General features: G+C 59.2%; 6 protein-coding genes. All 6 read left to right on the top strand.

Annotation, left to right across the window (positions count from 1 at the left end):
* Positions 1-229: 229 nt before the first annotated feature.
* Positions 230-442, top strand: a complete 213-nt coding sequence (locus CI601_RS08400; protein ID WP_183129696.1) for a hypothetical protein — start codon at positions 230-232, stop codon at positions 440-442.
* Positions 339-4,136 (top strand): InlB B-repeat-containing protein, encoded by a 3,798-nt coding sequence (locus tag CI601_RS00795; protein ID WP_121913964.1) that lies wholly within the window; start codon positions 339-341, stop codon positions 4,134-4,136. Before CI601_RS08400 ends, CI601_RS00795 begins: the two co-directional genes overlap by 104 nt.
* Positions 4,137-4,641: 505 nt before the next feature.
* Positions 4,642-8,268, top strand: a complete 3,627-nt coding sequence (locus CI601_RS00790) for an InlB B-repeat-containing protein (protein ID WP_121913963.1) — start codon at positions 4,642-4,644, stop codon at positions 8,266-8,268.
* A gap of 300 nt (positions 8,269-8,568) precedes the next feature.
* The gene (locus CI601_RS00785) at positions 8,569-12,204 is read left to right on the top strand and encodes an InlB B-repeat-containing protein (protein WP_147437923.1); all 3,636 of its coding nucleotides are present in this window, start codon (positions 8,569-8,571) and stop codon (positions 12,202-12,204) included.
* Positions 12,205-12,503: 299 nt separating this feature from the next.
* Entirely contained in the window at positions 12,504-16,025 is a 3,522-nt protein-coding gene (locus tag CI601_RS00780) for an InlB B-repeat-containing protein (protein WP_121913961.1), read from the top strand.
* Between the two features lie 922 nt (positions 16,026-16,947).
* Positions 16,948-19,627 (top strand): InlB B-repeat-containing protein (locus CI601_RS00775; protein WP_259465267.1); only part of this gene is annotated, 2,680 nt, incomplete at its 3' end.

Genomic DNA, 19,627 nt, shown 5'->3' with positions numbered 1-19,627 from the left:
CCGGAAGAATCAATAAGCCAGACAGAAGAACCAGATAGAACAAAACTCCTCAGGCAGCACAAGATCAATCTCCCTGGACTTGCTAGGACCTCGATAGAGTTTTGAATAGGCATGTCCACCGGGGTGATAAAGTTGTTGCAGATGAGGCCGGGATTGTGCCCGGCGCGCGGCGGGGGATCCGGACTGGGGAGTTCCGGGCATGTAGCCGCAGTTCCTGGGGAAGGGGATCATGCTTATCATGCGTCAGCACCAGCACACGTCTATCGGACCGGCTATGGCCATCAGCACACTGCTGGCTGTCATCCTGCCTCTAGGCCTGCTTGCCGGCACCAGCGCCGATGCCAGCACTGAGGCCAGCGAGCCTGCTGTGTCCGGCGCGAGCGCGCCTGCCACAGCAGGAGGCACCGGGGGGGGGGGGTCGTCAGACCCCTCGCGTAGCTAAGCAAAATTCGGGCATTTCCTCCAGCAAGGCAACGCTTCCAACTCCAACCACACCCCTATCTACACCATCACCCCTAGCTACATCCTCCCCGCTCAACACAACGCGGCTGCCGTCACCCACCATCCCAGAGCCCAATAAAAGAATCGCTGCAGATGAACATGTAAACGGCCGACCACAACCACGCTCATCCGCTCAACATACCGTCACCTTCAACAACCCTGAACAGCAAACCAGCACAGAACAAAAAATCACGGATGGAAATCGCGTAAGCCGACCTGCCAATCCCTCAAGAATCGGCTATATATTCGTCGGATGGCTCATAGGTGACACACCCGTGGCCTACGATTTCAGTCAGCCGGTCACCAGCGACATCACCCTGACAGCCCACTGGATAAAAGGCTCCAGTACCTGGAGCATTGATCCCGTCCATGGGCCAGCGAGCGGCAACACCAAGGTCACTCTTACTCCACCCGTCATACCTAATATTCGGTTCAGTCAATTCAGTGCCGGAGATAATTTTGCCGTGGCCTTGGGATCAGACGGCAACCTGTACAGCTGGGGATTCAACCAGGAAGGCCAGCTGGGACGTATAGCCAGCAGTAGCCTATACGATCCAAATCCCACACCCGGTAAAGTTGACAAACCCGCAAACGTATCATCCGACTTCACCTGGGTTCAGGTCAGCGCAGGAGACACTTTTGCCCTGGCTCTCGGTTCGGATGGCATTCTCTATAGTTGGGGTTCCAACGAATTCCGTCAGCTTGGGCGGGACGGGGTTTTCAATATCTTCGGCGGTGATCGGACGCCGAGGCCTGTAGACAAGCAGGAGACCATCAAATTCACCCGCATCAAGGCAGCAGCAAATCACGCTATGGCATTTGATTCCCTTGGAAATCTCTACAGCTGGGGATGGAACGAGTATGGGCAACTGGGTCATGATGGGGGAACTCAAGAAGTCAAAGAACCAACCAAAGTCGACAAACCTGCAAACGCTTCATCCAATTTCACTTGGATCGAGGCAAGCGGAGGGTTCTACGATACAGTGGCAATCGGTTCAGACGGCAACCTCTACAGCTGGGGGAACAACGATTTCGATCAACTGGGCCGCGACACCACCGATGCGACGAACAATCCTATTCCCGGCAAAATCGACAAACCTGCAGGTGTTCCCAGCGACTTCACATGGCTCCAGACAGGATCAGCCCATTACAATTCCATGGCCCTTGGCTCAGATGGGAACATTTATACCTGGGGATCGGATGAGCAAGAAATTATGCTGGGGCGCGATCTGAGCCTCAAAGTCGCCAACCGTCCGGCAGCTGTCTATAAACCCGCCAACGTCAATTACATTGACTGCATGACGACTGACTACCACTCCATAGGGGTCGGCTCAGACGGCAACCTCTACAGCTGGGGAACCGACGGTGACGGCGAGCTTGGGCAAGCTACACCAGTAAACGGCCCGGGAATTGTGTCCAAGCCTGACAGCAATCAGGATGACTTCACCTGGAAGCAGGCCAGCATAAACAATGGCTACACCATGGGGCTCGGCTCAGACGGCAACCTGTATACCTGGGGCTTCAACTATTACGGTGAACTCGGACACGGGGCCGTCAACGACGAAGAGCGCGGAGTGGTGTCAGCACTCGGCACACCCAACCTCACTGGCATGAAGTTCGACGAAACAACCATTACAGATCTGTCGAAGAACACGAATGAGGACACCTGGAACGCCACTACCCCGCCACATGCAAAGGGAAAGGCGGACGTGACTGTTCAATGGACCATAAATGGGGCGTCACAGCCGGATGTGCATTTGACCTATCGATACGACGGACCAAAATACACCGTCTCCTTCAGCAACGAAGACAACTCCTGCCCGGCATCTTCCGACATGCCCCAAAACCAGTCCGTCACTGAGGGAGAGCAGGCCATGCGCCCGTACCCCGATCCGAAGGCGGACAGCTGCCTGTTTGATGGTTGGTTCATCAAGGATGCCGATGGCGATTCCAAGGTCGCCTATGACTTCAGCCAGCCGGTCACCGCGGACATCACGCTGGTCGCCCACTGGAGCCCCGCCGACAACGGCAAATGGTCGATCAACCCGATCAAGGGCAGCTCGATGGGCGGCCAGCAGGTAACCATCACGCCACCCAAGACCAGCCGGGGCATCCGCTTCAACCAGATCAGCGCCGGCGGCTCCCAAAACAGGGAGATGCGCGGTTTCTCAGTAGGCGTGGCCAGCGACGGGAACGCCTACGCTTGGGGCAACAACAGGTACGGACAACTGGGCACCGGCGACAATAAACAGCAGGACAAACCAACCGAGATTTTCAAGCCGGAGGGCGTGAAGAAAGACTTCACCTACACGCAGATTTCGGCAGGGGGCGCACACACCCTAGCCATCGGCTCCGACGGCATCGTTTACAGCTGGGGACACAACGATTTCGGCCAGTTAGGCAATGGCAGCACGGATACGAACGTCCACGCCAAGCCGGAAGCCGTCATCAACCCCAGTACGGATCAGCCGCTCCAGGCCATCCAAGTCAGCGCCGGAGCCTGCGACTCGGTCGCCATCGATACTGCGGGCAAGGTCTACAGCTGGGGAAGCGAGGCCACAACCCTGGGCGACAATGTCAACACTGCAAATTCCGACTCTAAACCGAAGCCCACCCCGGTAGCCGACCCAGGCGGCACCAACCAGGGTCTGCATGCAGTCCAGGTCAGCGCCAACTGGAGCTTCATCATGGCCTTGAACGCGGATGGCGACATATACGCCTGGGGCTACAACAACTGGGGGCAACTCGGCAATGGCTCCTCAACCAACAATACTTGGACCGTCTACTCCTCCGACCCCACGCTGGTGCGCGATCCCACGGATACCAGCAAAGGACTGCAGGCAACCCGAATCAGCGCAGGCGCATGGCATGCTCTGGCCATCGATAAGGACGGCACGGTATGGGCATGGGGAATGAACAACAGCGGTCAGCTCGGCTTCAGCAGCGACTATCAGGCATCGTCCAAGCAGGTGACATTGCCTAAGCAGGTGCCCAATGTCAAAGCCCAGCAGATCAGCGCAGGAACATGGAATTCTCTGGCCATCGGCCAGGACGGCACTGCCTGGGGATGGGGCAACAATGCTAACGGCCAGTTGGGCGACGGTACCACAAGCAAGCGAGCCACGCCCAGGCCAGTCTCGGCACCCTCAGATCAGGGCAGCGTCGGCACCGGGTTCGCATCCGTACGAATCAGTGCAGGATGGAGCCATTCCGTGGCGATCGGCCAGGATGGCATGGCCTACGCCTGGGGCGACAACCGCTACAGCCAGCTTGGAGCCGAGCAAAGCATGACACAGAGCCGCACGCCGACTCTAGTGGCATTCAACCCGGTGCTGCTGATCACTGGTGTCAGATTTGACCAGACGGCCGTAGACACCCTGCAACAGAACTCTGACGGATCCGTCACCCTGACCACCCCCGCCCACAATCCGGGACAGGCTGATGTCATCGTCGACTGGACCCTGGGCGGGGTCGTCCAGCCCCAGACGCACCTGGCCTACACCTACGAAGGCATGCTCCCCCACGCCGGTAGCAATGGCACCATGATCCTCCTGCTTGCCGCCGGACTGCTCGCCGCGTCCGGCGCCGCAGCCGCCGGACGCCACCGGCGGGAGGCACGCAGCCCGCAAGCCTGAAGACTTCGCACGAGTAAGCAGCCGGACCATACCCCAAGATGGCCCGGCCAAACAGGGTGGCCCCGCAGACCCCAACACAGCGGAGCCACCCACCCCCTCTTCACCTCATTTCCCTCTCACATCAACCACAGCACCAAGCTAAAAGGAAAAACAAAGCAATTTAGACACCCGCAAGGCAGCAACTAGTTGCCTGCAACCCCGCCAAATTGCAGTCCGGCAGTCAATGTGTGTAGACCGTGGTAGCATAAAGACCTATAAGCCGGGGAAGTTCTCGGCGGACAGCTCGTTTTTCTTGGGGTTTTTATTGGAGAGCTGCTGATTTTGAGGAAGGGGATCGCACCCATCATGCGTCATCGTCGGAAAAAGCAGATTCGGTCATCCACTGTTGCTGGCCTTCTACTCGCGATTATCCTGCCTACCAGCCTTCTGACTGGCCTTGCTGCCAATGCCGAGCCAGTCACGAATGAGTCTAGAGCAGCCAGCGCGAGCGCGCAGACTGCTCTAAATGGCACCGGGGGGGGGGGGTCGACCGACCGCTCGGGTAGATAAGCAAAACCCCGGCACTTCCTCCAGCACCGTAAACTCGCAGAGCCCGTCAACAAAACCTGCGACACCGTCTTCACCTACAGCAACCCCAAACACCTCAACAGCGCCTTCCACCGCTCCAGGCACTTCAGATTCCCCGTCGGGTACTACCGCGCCCCAGAATCCCACCAAGCCGAATCCTTCTTCCGACTCCTCCCCAGCTCCGACGACCACCCCGTCTGAAAATAATCCCAAGGATTCTGACAAGGCCAGCAAAAACAGCGGAAACTCAGTCCAGCCACGCTTGTCCTCATACAGAGTAACTTTCGACAGCACGATAGGTTCGTCAGTATTACCGTCAACACTCGACCCAGGAAGTAGAGTGGTACGTCCCCCAGACCCCTACTGCAAAGGTTATACCTTTGTCGGCTGGTTCATCGGGAATACCGCCTATGACTTTACCCAGCCCGTCACCTCAAACCTCACGCTGACAGCTCACTGGGTCAAGGGCCTCAAATCCTGGAGCCTTAGCCCTAGCCATGGTCCTGCCGACGGCAACACAACAGCCACCCTGACCCCACCGGCCATAGGAGATATTCGCTTCAGCCAGTTCAGCGCAGGAAAAGACTTTTCGATAGCCATCGACTCGCTCGGAGTGCTATACAGCTGGGGGAACAACAGCGAGGGGCAGTTGGGACGCATACCAACCGCCAGCGAACCTGCCGATCGGCCTGGACGAGTAGACGTGCCAGATGGCACCCGCTTCATCCAGGTCAGTGCAGGAGACGAATATGTTGTGGCCATCGATATCAGTAACCATCTATACAGCTGGGGAAGCAATGAAAAAGGCCAGTCAGGACTAGGGTCCGTCCACTCATCAAGCCACGTGCCAACTCAGGTGATCCCATTTGCAGATTCCTCCAAAACTTTTGTTCAAGTCAGCGCAGGACCAAACTATGCGCTGGCTACATCCTCGGACGGAACTGCGTACAGCTGGGGAGACAACAGCAGCGGCCAGCTTGGACGAGATACCGACGGACTCCATGGTGAGAGTTATGGGAACGCGTACCCGAACCCGGTGTCGCTGCCAAAAGGTGTGAAGATCACCCAGGTAACGGCAGGCGGCAAGTCCTCCCTTGCGCTCGCATCTGACGGTAGCGCCTACAGCTGGGGAGACAACAGCAGCGGCCAGCTGGGACGTACACCCACCGCCAGCGAACCGGCCAATCGGGCATACAAGATAAATACGGCGGACGGCATGCGCTTCAGCCAGATCAGCGCAGGATACCGCCACACACTGGCTATCGATTCAGATGGCAATGCATACAGCTGGGGGTACGGCGGCACCAGCCAGCCCAGCAAGGTAGCTCTGCCCGACGGCATCAAAACGAAGCTTGTCAGCGCGGGATACGACTATTCCCTGGCGACTGGTTCCGACGGCAACATATATAGCTGGGGAGACAACAGCAGCGGCCAGCTGGGACGAAATACTGGTGGTGAGACCACAAACCAGCCGGACAAAGCGAACATGCCCGACGGCGTCACCTATGCCCAAGCCATTGCAGGGTACAGACACACCCTTGCCCTTGGCTCAGACGGCAACCTCTACAGCTGGGGTGACAATAGCAGCGGTCAGCAGGGCACCGGCACCTCCAGCGGTGTGCCAGCAACGACCCCCAGCAAGGCAGACTACCCACAAGCATGCAAATTCGTCAGCGCCAAACTGGATGGAACCCCGATTACCGACTTGACCAAAAACCAGAACGGCACCTTGAGTTTCCGCACCCCTGCGCACGAAAAGGGCCAGGTGGACGTAACAGTCGCCTGGACCAGGAACGGCCATCAGCCCGATGCACACCTGCCTTACAAGTATGATGGTTCAACGTACTCGGTCACCTTCGACAGCGCGGGTGGTACACCAATACCAGATACCCAGCAGGTCATGGATGGCGATCAGGCTGCTCGCCCGGACAAGGATCCAGCCAAGGACGGCTATCTGTTCGACGGCTGGTTCCTCAAAGACTCCAAGGGCGACTCCAATATAGCCTACGACTTCAATCAGCCCGTCACCGGGGACATCACCTTGGCCGCCCACTTCAGTCCCGTCTCGCACTGGACCATCGACAAGAAAGAGGGACCAGAAACTGGCGGTAAGAGCGTCAAACTTACCCCACCGCAAGGCACACGCGGAATCCGCTTCTCTTGGATCCAATCAGGAGATAATTTTTCTCTGGCTCTCGGTTCAGACGGCAACCTTTACAGTTGGGGTGTTAATTTTACTTACCAACTCGGACACACCACCTCAGGTAAGCCTGTCGTGGTGCAGACCCCCGCTGGAGTCCGCTATACCCAGGCCGCTGCAGGACAAAACTTCGCCTTGGCATTAGGCTCAGACGGCAATGTGTATACCTGGGGAGACAACACTAATGGACAGCTGGGACGCTACGTCTTCGGCATCAATGGCAATGCCCCCGACAAAGTCGCGCTGCCTGCGGGCATCCACTACACTCGAGTCTATGCGGGCGATGGCTTCGCCTTGGCATTAGGCTCCGATGGCAACCTCTACGCCTGGGGAGACGATAGAGGAGGCGCACTAGGGCAAGGCAGATCCGTATTCAGGAGCACAGACCCCCGTAAAGTAGCTGCACCCGAAGGCATCACATTCACCCAGGTTTTCACAGGTCCATTCAGCAAGCATGTCCTCGCCCTGGGCTCAGACGGCAACCTCTACAGCTGGGGATACAACGATTCGTCCCAACTGGGCCGCCAACGTACTCCGAGAACTGGGCTATATGACCCTCTGCCCTACAAAATAAAGGCACCAACCGGTGTCACTTTTACGCAAGCCAGCACGGGCCTGAACTTCTCGCTGGCTCTCGGCTCCGACAATAATCTCTACAGCTGGGGAGGCAACAACAAAGCTCAGTTGGGAAACACGGAACTGCTTTCTGCGACCCCTTCCAGGGTCGTCATGCCTTCAGGCGTTCACTTCACCCGGTTTGCGGCGGGAAGTTACTTTGTCCTCGCTTCAGGATCGGACGGCAGCCTCTACAGCTGGGGATATAATGATTGCGGACAACTTGGACGCACCACCAGTGGCATATCCGACTACCTGCCCACCAAAACGTACGCTCCAACGGGCATCACCCTCACCCAGCCTCAGGCAGGAAGAAACCACTCCTTGGCCATAGGATCAGACGGCAACACCTACAGCTGGGGAAAGAACTACCAAGGTATACTGGGACGCGACATCAGCGGCAACCAGGATCCGCATCCGGGCAAGATCGTCTTCCCCGGAGTCGGCATTCCCAATCTCGTTCAGTTCGGCAATACGAGCGGAATTTATCCGACCGACAACAATGACGGTACCTGGAAGGTGACCACACCGCCTTACACTCCAGGGCCGGTTACGGTGACCATCAACTGGACGCTGAACGGGGTTAAGCAACTTCCTGACACCAGCAACACCTACCTGTACACCTCCATCAGCGTCCTGCCTCGGGCTGGCGGCACTGGCATATTCCTGCCCCTAGCCGTCGGTCTGCTCATCATCATGGCAACCATTGCAGCGCGACGCCTGAGAAAGGCTAGAAGCCAGAAGCAGTAGACTTCGCACGAGTAAGCAGGTCCGGATTGCGTCTATCCCCCAAATCATGACGATCCGGACCTACAAGGGTGGCCCCGCATTCCCCCAACAGAGCGGAGTCACCCTTCTTTTTTCATTCGGGTGTTGCTCCCATTCTGACCCGTCCGTGCATGATAGCCTGTCAGCTAGCTGTCGGGATGGTCCCCGGCACACGTCTCGTGAAGCGACTTGGGGATTTTCATCATCGAGCGACCTGTTTGGGGAAAGGGGTTCGCAGCTATCGTGCACCATTGGGATGCTTCTGCCCGGCTATGCATTGCCGTGAGCCTTTTGCTTGCCATCATCCTGCCCGCAAGCCTGATCATGGGTAGCCTCGCCACAGCCGACACCGACAGCGAACCGCTGGAGCAGACCGCACCGACGACACCCCAGTCCCCACTGGCCACGCCCTCGCCACTGAACACAACCACGCCCCTGGCGCCTGCGCAACCCAGCCGGCCTCAGGCACGCTCAGCAACGCACACCGTCACCTTCGACAGCGCTGGCGGCAGAGGCGTCGACCCTCAAAGCGTCGATGATGGCGCACAGGCCAGCCGTCCCGCCGAGGATCCGACCAGGGATGGCTACTTGTTCGACGGCTGGTTCACCAAAGACGCCAAGGGCGACTCCAAGGTGGCCTACGACTTCAACCAGCCCGTCACCGCAAACCTCACCCTGACCGCCCACTGGTCCAAGGGAACCAGCGCCTGGAACCTCTCCCCCACCTCAGGGAAAACCACAGGAGGCGACAAGATCACCCTGACTCCGCCCGCCAAACGCGGCATACGATTCAGCCACATCAGTTCAGGCCAATGGCAGGCGCTGGCTACAGGCTCGGACGGCAACCTCTACAGCTGGGGAGACAGCGACAGTGTGGGACGCGACGACAAAACCGGCACGCCTTACAGCACACCAGGCCTGGTCCCCGCACCGCCAGGCGTCCGCTTCACCCAAATCAGCGGAGGCCTGAGCCTTTCCCTGGCCCTGGGCTCAGACGGCAACCTCTACAGCTGGGGATGGAACGGGTTAGGTCAACTAGGACGCGACACCACAAGCACGCCAGCCAGCATGCCAGGTCTAGTCACCCCGCCGAATGGCATTCACTTCACCTATATCCAAGCTGGCTATACGCATTCTCTGGCTTTCGGCTCGGACGGCAACCTCTACAGCTGGGGAGCAAACGATCACGGTCAGTTGGGACGCGACACAGGATCGGCCACATACAGTGCCACGCCAGACAAAGTGCCCCTGCCGGCCGGCGTTACGAAATTCACCCAGGTCAGCGGAGGAGTCTACTACTCCATGGCTATGGGCTCGGACGGCAACCTCTACAGCTGGGGAAACAACAACCAAGGCGAGCTGGGACGCTACCCCAGCAGTACAGAGCCACGAAACCGGCCGGGCAAGGTGCTTTTGCCGGCAGGAGTCACGAAATTTACCTCATTCGCTATAAATGGATGGCGTTCTCTAGCTATGGGCTCGGATGGCAATCTATACAGCTGGGGATATAACGAAGATGGCGAACTGGGACGCGAAACCAGTAATTCCATGAGTAACGTCATGCCAGATAAGGTAACGCTGCCGGCGGGCGTCACAAGATTCACCCGGTTCACCGCAGGAAACGAACACGCTCTGGCCATGGGCTCGGATGGCAATCTATACAGCTGGGGAAACAACAGCGATGGCCAACTGGGACGTGACACTGGCAGTACGAGGAACGTCATGCCAGACAAGGTACCCCTGCCGGCAGGCGTCAGTTGCACCCAGACCAGCGTTGGAGACAATTTTTCCATGGCCATTGGCTCCGACGGCAACGTCTACAGCTGGGGAAGCAACCGCTACGGGCAACTGGGACGCGAAATCATCGGCGGATCCGACAGCAATCCCGGCATGGTCAAGTTCCCCGAGGATCCCAGGCCAATCAGCGTAAGCTTCGGCGGCACGCCCAGCGCAGATCTGACCGCCAAGGCAGACGGCACTTGGAGCGTCACCACGCCCCAGCACGCAGCAGGCAAGACCGACGTCACCGTCACCTGGAACATGAACGGCCCCCGACCCGACACCCACCTGACCTACCAGTACATGAACGCTTACAATGTCGTTTTCTCTTCCGACAGTGACTCACCTCCGGCGCCCTCGGGCATGCCCGGGCCCCAGTCCGTCACCGAAGGCAAGCAAGCCACACGGCCGACCGCAGACCCGACCAGAGACGGCAGCCTGTTCGACGGCTGGTTCCTCAAGGACGCCGACGGCCATTCCAATGTGGCTTATGACTTCAGCCAGCCCGTCACCAGCAGCATCACCCTGGTGGCCCATTGGAGCCCGGCAGACATCGGGAGCTGGGCAATCAGCCCGAATAACGGCGATGCCCGGGGCGGTCAGCAGGTGACCATTACTCCGCCCAAAATAGGCCGGGGCATCCGCTTCAACCAGATAAGCGCCAGCGATAATTTTACCGGCTTTTCCGTAGGGGTGGCCAGCGATGGAAATGCCTACGCCTGGGGCGACAACGAGTACGGGCAACTGGGTCAGGATCCGAGTACGACAGCCACACAGAATGCGCCGACCAAGGTCCCCATGCCTGACGGCGTACCCATCGGGTTCACCTACACGCAGGTGGCCGCAGGCGGAAGCCACGTGCTGGCCATTGGCTCCGACCAGACCATCTACAGCTGGGGCCAAAATCAATATGGCCAGCTTGGCGACGGCAGCACGCAAGACCGCTCCAAGCCACAACCCGTCAAGGGTCCGGATGGCCAACCCTTCAAGGCCACTCAGGTGACCGCGGGCTTCACCGACTCGGCAGCCATCGACCTGAATGGGCGCGTCTACGTCTGGGGCAGCGAAACCAACGGCCAGAGGACCTATAGCGCGTCCAAACTGACGCCGACCCTGGCCAAGGATCCCAGCGGCTCCGACAAGGGGCTGAAGGCTGTCCAGGTAAGCGCAAGATACGGCTTCCTCATGGCCCTGGACTCCAACGGCAACGTATACACCTGGGGATACAACAACCACGGACAGCTCGGCAACGGCCAAAGCACAGGAAAATACAGCACCGCATATGTTGCCGACCCAGCTCCCGTGCCCGATCCCAAGGACGCCAGCAAGACCTTTAAGGCCAGGATGATCAGCAGCGGTGAAGTCCACGCACTGGCCATCGGTCAGGACGGCACAGCCTGGGCATGGGGATTGAACGCGGATGGCCAGATCGGCGATGGCACGCTAACCGACCGGTCCACACCCACGCAGGTGAAAAACCCTGCTGATCCCAGCCAGGGATTCAAGGCCGCCCAAATTATCGCCGGAGGCACATCTTCGCTGGCCGTCGACCAGAGCGGCAAAGCCTGGGGATGGGGAGAAAACATTTTTTATCAGTTGGGCAGCAATCAGGACACCTTCGAACTGCTCGTTCCCTCGCAAGTGTCACCCCCTGCCGGACAGGGCAACGCAGGCGAGGGGTTCGCGGTCGCGCGGATCAGCGCAGGATCGGCTTGTTCCCTGGCCATCGGTCAGGACGGCAAGAGCTACAGCTGGGGATACGACTACCGTGGGCAACTCGGCATCGGCAGCAACAGCGGTACGAAGATCATTACGCCGACGCTGGTGGCGCTATACCCGCCGCCGCTGATTACCGGCGTCAAGTTCGACCGAACAGCAGCCAACAGCCTGCAGCAGAACGCGGATGGGTCGGTCACCCTGACCACGCCAGCCCACAACCCGGGACTGTCTGACGTGATCGTGGACTGGTCCCTGGGTCCCGCCAACCAAGCCCCGACCCACCTCAGCTATACCTTCAAAGGCATCCTGCCCCTCACAGGCAACACGGGGGTACTCCTCTTGCTCGCCTCCGGCCTGCTTGCCGCCGCCGGTGCTCTGGCAGCCAGACGCCACAGGCACGAATTCACTTCGCTCGAGTAAGCGGTCGGGCCGCATCCCAAGAACGGCCCGACCTTGATGGGTGGCTCCGCACCCCCCGCTAACATCAGGGAGCCACCCATTTTCATTTTTATCTCTGCGCCTAGAGGAAAATATCTGCTTCCCAACTTGACATAATATTTTTTACTCGTTTTATCCGAGTGTTGCTCCCCTTCAGACCCAAACCTGCATGCTAGCGTTCTTTCTAGCAACCGGGAACGTGCCCGGCATGCAGCCGATGAAAAAACTTGGGGTTTTCATCATCGGACCGCCTTACCTTGGGAAAGGGGTTTGTAGCGATCATGTGCCATCCGGACGTGTCTTCCCGGTCAGCCATTGTTGTAGACCTTTTGAAGGTCATCGTCATTCTTCCAGCCAGCATGATCATCGGTGGCCTCGCCGCGGCCGACGCCGTCGCCAAACCGATCAGCCCACCCCAGCAAACTGACGCTTCCATCAGCACGGCAACCAGCCGCGCTCAGGCAGGCTCAACCTCGTACCAGGTCGTCTTCGACAGCGACAACGGCAGCAGTATCGACTCACAAACCATTGCCGAAGGCACCCAGGCCAGTCGTCCCGCACAAGACCCGATCAAGGACGGCTACCTGTTCGACGGCTGGTTCACCAAAGACGCCAAGGGCGACTCCAAGGTGGCCTACGACTTCACCCAACCCGTCACCACAAACCTCACCCTAACCGCCCACTGGACCAAGGGCACCAGTGCCTGGAACCTCTCCCCCACCTCAGGGAAAACCACAGGATACGCCAAGATCACCCTGACCCCGCCCACCACACCAGACATACGCTTCAGCCATATCGTCCCAGCAAAAGAAGAAGGCTCCCAGGCCATAGCCTCGGACGGCAACCTCTACAGGTGGGGAAACACCAACTACAAATTGGGAACTCCTGAAGAAGAAAAGCGCACGCCAAGCCTGGTCAACCCGCCGGCCGGCGTCCACTTCACCCAGGTCAGCACGGGCAACTTCCATTTCCTGGCCATCGGTTCAGACGGCAACCTCTACAGCTGGGGACACAATGCCGACGGAGAACTGGGACGTGAAACTGTCAGCACAACACCAAACGACAACTCCCAGATAGACAATCAGCCGAGGCTGGTCACTCCACCGGCCGGCGTCCACTTCACCCAAGCATGTGCAGGCAAATGGCATTCCCTTGCGCTGGGATCGGACGGCAACCTCTACAGCTGGGGACAAAACAAGTACGGCGAACTTGGACGTGACACGGGTTCTGCCATATACGACGTCAAGCCAGGCAAGGTGAACTTGCCGAAGGGCATCACAAAAATCACTCAAATCAGTGCAGGAACCTTCTACTCCATGGCTCTGGACTCGGACGGTGACCTTTACAGCTGGGGTGACAACACTTATGACGAGCTGGGACGCTACGCCGGCGGATATCCCTTCCGTGACCGTTCACCGCGCAAGATGATCATGCCGGCAGGCGTCAAGAAATTCACTTGGATCAAGGCTGGAGAGTGGACATCCCTGGCCACCAGCTCAGACGGCAGTCTCTACAGCTGGGGATGGAACGAATATGGCCAGCTAGGACGCAACACCGCCCCGGCGAGGCAAGACCGCACACCGCGCAAAGTGACCATGCCGGCAGGCGTCACGAAGTTCACCCAGGTCAGCACAGAACACAGGCATTCCCTGGCTTTGGGTTCGGATGGCAACCTCTACAGCTGGGGACTAAACGATTGCGAACAGCTAGGCCGCGACACCGGATCAGCCAAATACGACGTCAAGCCGGGCAGAGTGCCTACACCAGCAGGTGTCGCACAATTCACCGAGGTCAGCGCCGGCTATTCCCACTCCCTGGCCATCGGCTCCGACGGTAACCTGTACAGCTGGGGACAAAACAAGTATGGCGAACTGGGACGCCCCACCAGCGGCAAGTACGACAGCAGCCCCGGCATGGTCGCATTCCCCGAGGATCCCAAGCCCGTTAACGTGAGTTTCGGCGGGACGCCCGGAACCAACCTCGACCCCAACTCGGACGGCACCTGGAGCGTCACCACGCCCCCACATGACCATGGCAGAGTAGATACAGTCATCACCTGGAGGATGAACGGCGAGCGTCCAGACGCACATCTGTCCTACAGGTACCTGGGCAATTACCTTATCGTTTTCGACCCCGACGGTGGCAATGGGTTCGGTTTCCAAATCGTCACTGAGGGAAACCGAGTGAAACGCCCTGCCAAGGATCCTACCAAGGATAAACACCTGTTCGACGGCTGGTTCATCGGCGACACAGCCTATGACTTCAGCAGGCCGGTCACCGACAAGGTGACCCTGACCGCCCACTGGAGCAGTGTCGACAGCAACAGGTGGAAGCTCGACAAGGACAACGGGCCCGAGTCAGGCGGCCAGACCGTCACGCTGACTCCACCGCCAGCACGCGGCATCCGCATCAGCCAGGCTGACGGAGGAGACCTCCATTCCGCAGCCGTAGGTTCCGATGGAAGCCTCTACACCTGGGGAGACAACAGCCGAGGCCAGCTAGGCCGCGACACCGCCGACAAGCAGGACAGCCATCCAAGCAAGGCGGATACTCCTGCGGGCGTCAACTTCGTCCATGTCAGTGCAGGCTACGGATTTTCTGTGGCCCTGGCCTCGAATGGCAGCCTCTACAGCTGGGGAGACAACAGCCGAGGCCAGCTGGGCCGTACTGTCACCAGCAACACCCCCGCCAACAGGCCCAACAAGGTGGAAACCCCAGCAGGCATCACCTTCGTCCAGGCAAGCGCAGGCGGATCCCATGTCGTGGCCCTAAGCTCGGATGGCAACATCTACACCTGGGGAGACAACAACGCTGGCCGGCTGGGCCGTGCCGTCACCAACAGCACCCCCGCAGACAAGCCCGGCAAAGCCGACACCCCAACAGACGTAACTTTCACCAGTGTCAGTGCAGGCCAGGGCCACACGGTAGCAGTGGACACGCAAGGCGACGTCTACACCTGGGGTGACAACACCCAGGGCGAACTCGGTCGCAGCACCACCAGCACCCCCGCAGACAAGCCCGGCAAAGCCGACACCCCAGCAGGCATCACCTTCACCCAGGCCAGCGCAGGCGAAAGCCACTCCGTGGCCGTAAGTGACGACGGCGGCATCTACACCTGGGGCAACACCGCCAATGGGCGCCTGGGCCGCGACACCAGCAAAGCCCCCGCAGACAAGCCTGGCAAGGTTGAAACCCCGGCTGGCATCACCTTCACCCAGGCCAGCGCCGGAGGCGCGCATTCCATCGCCTTGGGATCCGACGGTAGCCTCTACACCTGGGGCGACAGCGGCAAAACCTCGTCAGACAGGCCCAACAAGGTGGATGCCCCGGCAGGGATCACCTTCACCCAGGCCAGTGCAGGAGCATCGTACTGCCTGGCCCTGGGATCCGACGGCAACCTCTACAGCTGGGGAGACAACGAAAGCGGCCAGCTGGGCCGTGACACCGGCAGCACTCAGGACGCCAGCCCGGCCAAGGATACCTTCCCCAGGCTTGGCATTCCCACGCACGTCCAGTTCGACAATGTGGAAGCTTCCGACCTGACCAAGAACGCCAACGGCACCTGGACGGTGACCACGCCGGCACACATGCCCGGCACGTCAACCGTCACCATCGAATGGAGACTGAACGGAGCAGCCCAGGCCCCCGACACCAGCAACACGTATCGGTACAACTCCATCAGCGTACTGCCCAGGGCCGGCGGAGGCGGCCTGCTTCCCCTGCTCGTCGCAGGACTGATCGCCTTTGCATGCGCCGCAGCAGCCAGGCGCCACCGATTGGAAACTCTCAGCCGACAACAATAAAGACTTCCCTCGTGTAAGTAGGTCCGGGTTATCACTATCCCCAACACACTCCCGGACCACAAGGGTGGCCCCAACTCCCCCAACGCAATGGGGCCACCCATATACTTCCGCCAGAACGGCAACGGCCTTATCTCTGAATTAGGCCGGTGCCCTCAGTCATTACTTTTCTTTTCTTTCATTTTTTATTAGTCAGCCCAATTGACTGCCAGGCAGATAGAAACCTGGAAAACGAAACTAGCTAGCGGTGCGATGCTCATGCGCCGCTTTTTCGAGGGATGCGTTTAACCGGAAAAACTATGCTTGGCAAGGCTGATGAAGCCTAGTCCTTCGGTTACGCATCTTCTCTCATAAGTAACCTTGTGTGTTGTCTGTAAGCTTGGTGATAGGGTGAGAGGCAGGGGAAGTCGAGAAGACGAATGGCTTGCGACACTGCTCATGCAATCCGATGTAGGGCGGGCGCTGGCAGGAAGAACTTTAATAGGCAAGCGGCGTTGATACCGCTTGGTATTTGATGAAGGGGTTTACGAGTCATGCATCTGGTTTCCCATCTGCGTCGCGCGTTGGCGATGATGATCGTCCTGCTGGGCCTGCTGGCAGGCTTGGGCGTCGCGTCCGCAAACGCGGCGGACGCTCCTGTACTCACCGGGGGGGGGGGGGTCGTCAGACCCCTCGCGTAGCTAAGCAAAACTCCGGCACTCTCCCCAGCAACGCAACTAACACACCATTATCCACACCATCGCCACTGACAACCACATCACCATTAAATCCCGAAACAACAGATCCATCTGCTCCGTCATCGCCGACGGCTACTACCGGCAGTACGAATTCCGCTTCAACTAAGCCATCCCAACAGCCGGATGATCAAGCCACGCACACGGTGCGCTTCGACCCGAATAACGGAAACAAGCCGACACAGTCAACCGTGAAAACCGGCACTCTCGTCATCCCTCCAGAACACAACCCTGTACGTGAAAGCCTCCGGTTCGAAGGATGGACGCTTGACGGCCAGCCCTATGACTTCCAGATGCCCATCCTGCAAGACCTAACCCTGACTGCAAAATGGGCCAAAACCACGGACTGGACCCTAAGCCCGAACCATGGGCCCGCCACCGGCGCCCAGCTGACCATCAGCCCGCCCGACAAGCAAGAGCCCTACTACACGAGCATTCACGCCGCGGGAGACCAAATTGTGGGCCTGACCGGTGACGGTCGCATCTACACTTGGACACAAGACAGTACACCAAAACAGGTCCCCTTCCCCGCCCAGGCTGCCGACGGGTTCCACTACCTGCAGGCCGCAGCCGGCAGCCACCGGCAGGCAGCTCTCGGATCCGACCATCACATCTACACATGGACCAACCAACAGCCCACACCCACAATCCTCGACACCAGCCAGAACACCCAATTCACCAGCCTCAGCATGAACGATGACAGGCTACTGGCCGTGGACCAGCAAGGACAGGTCCACACCTTCCAAGTCAGCCAGTCTGAGACCCAGGACCCAACTGCAAAGCCCGGAGAACAAGCCGCAACGAGCCTGCCCGGGTCGGCGCAGGTCGTCACAGCCCTCGCTTCCACCAGCCGGATCCTCATCGTGGACGCGAACGGACAGACCTGGATCTGGGATGCGAACACAATCGGAAAAGCCCAACCCGCACGCATCAAACAAGACTCAGGAATCCGCATCGTCCAAGCCCAAGCCCTCAGCAAAGGGTTCCTACTCGTGGATTCAAACGGGCAGGCCCGCTACCTGGCCGATGGCAAGACCAGCATGACCATGGTCAGCCTGCCGGACGGCGGGAATGCCAGCCGGATCACCGCCAACAAGGACCAAGCCGTCATCACCGACACGGACGGTCATGTATGGTCCTGGGAGCCTGGCAATAGGCCCGTGCGCGCAGACAACGGGAACCAGCCCTACACGCAGGCCACCGAAACCGGCAACAGAATCACCGCCTTGGACGGGCAGGGCGGTATGTCCATGTGGAGCCTAGACGCTCAAGACAAACCAATCAGACTAAACACCACGCAGGCACCGATCCTGGAAACAGCCAGTATGGACGGCCAGCCAATGAAACTCAGCAAAGAGGACGGATCCTGGCAGATCAAGGCTCCCGCCCACAAGCCGGGACAAGCCACCATCACTATCATCGGCAAACAGGACGGCCAGCCCTTCACTAGGAACCTGAAGTACACGGTCGACCAGAAGCTGACCAGAGACACACAGACAGGCACCACATACACGGTCAGCTTCGACACAGCAGGAGGAAGCCAGGCGCCGGACCTGCAGCAGATCCCCTACCCGTACGGTAGAGCGCAAAGACCTTCGCCCGACCCGACGCGCAAAGGCTACCTGTTCGACGGATGGTTCATTGGCGAAGTCGCCTACGACTTCAGCAAACCCGTCACAGAAAACCTCACACTCACCGCCAAATGGACACGCCAAGACCCCGACAACACGTGGAGAATCAACCCAAACAAGGGCAGCCAGGTGGGCGGGCAGCAGACCACCATCACCCCGCCAAACACCCGCCGAGGCATCAGGTTCAGCCAAGTCAGCGGAGGAAAAGACTATTTCGAAGGTTTTTCCTTGGCGGTAGGCAGTGACGGGAACGCATACGCCTGGGGAAACAACGAGTATGGCCGGCTCGGCGACGAGACAACCACCACCCGGACTACGCCAGTCATGGTAAAGAAGCCTGATCGCAAGACGTACCCGGACGTGCCTGCGGATTTCACCTACGTGCAGGTCAGCGCCGGAGCCTCTCATTCGTTGGCGCTGGGCAGCGACGGATACGTGTACGCCTGGGGAGCCAACGGCTCTGGGCAGCTTGGCAACAACACCACGATGGATTCTTCTGTTCCTGTACGCGTGCGCGACCCCAGCAGCCCTGACGATGCGAGTCAAGGACTACAGGCCATGCAGGTCAGCGCCGGAGGCTGGCATTCACTGGCCGTGGGCAAGGACGGGAACGCATACGCTTGGGGAAGCGGCAGCGATGGCCGGCTCGGCAACAACAGCTCCAGCAATTCGGCTTTTCCTGTGCGCGTGCGCGACCCCGCTAGTTCTTACGATGCGAGTCAAGGGCTGAAAGCCACACGGGTCAGCGCAGGATATAGTCATTCACTGGCCATCGGCATCAACGGATACGCATACTCCTGGGGAGACAACAATTATGGCCAGCTCGGCAACAACACCAGGGGCTACAGTGCGGGTTCGTTTGTTCCTGTGCGCGTGCGCGACCCCAGCAGCCCCACTGACACAAGCAAAGGACTGCAAGCCACACAGGTCAGCACAGGAGAGCATTACTCACTGGCCGTGGGCAGCAACGGATACGCCTACGCATGGGGGGACAACGAATATGGCCAGCTCGGCAACAACAGCACCAACAATTCAACGATCCCTGCGCTCGTGCGCGACCCCGCCGACCCCACTAATACGAGTCAAGGGCTGAAAGCCGTACAGGTCAGCACCGGATACTCGCATTCGCTGGCAGTCGGCAGCAACGGATACGCCTACGCATGGGGGGACAACCAATATGGCCAGCTCGGCAACAACAGCACCAACAATTCAACGGTCCCTGCGCTCGTGCGCGACCCCG

Source organism: Bifidobacterium sp. wkB344, from assembly GCF_003688305.1.
Taxonomy (GTDB): Bacteria; Actinomycetota; Actinomycetes; order Actinomycetales; family Bifidobacteriaceae; genus Bombiscardovia; species Bombiscardovia mizhiensis.
Note: the sequence above shows the minus strand (reverse complement) of the source record. Positions and strands in the feature narration are given on the sequence as shown.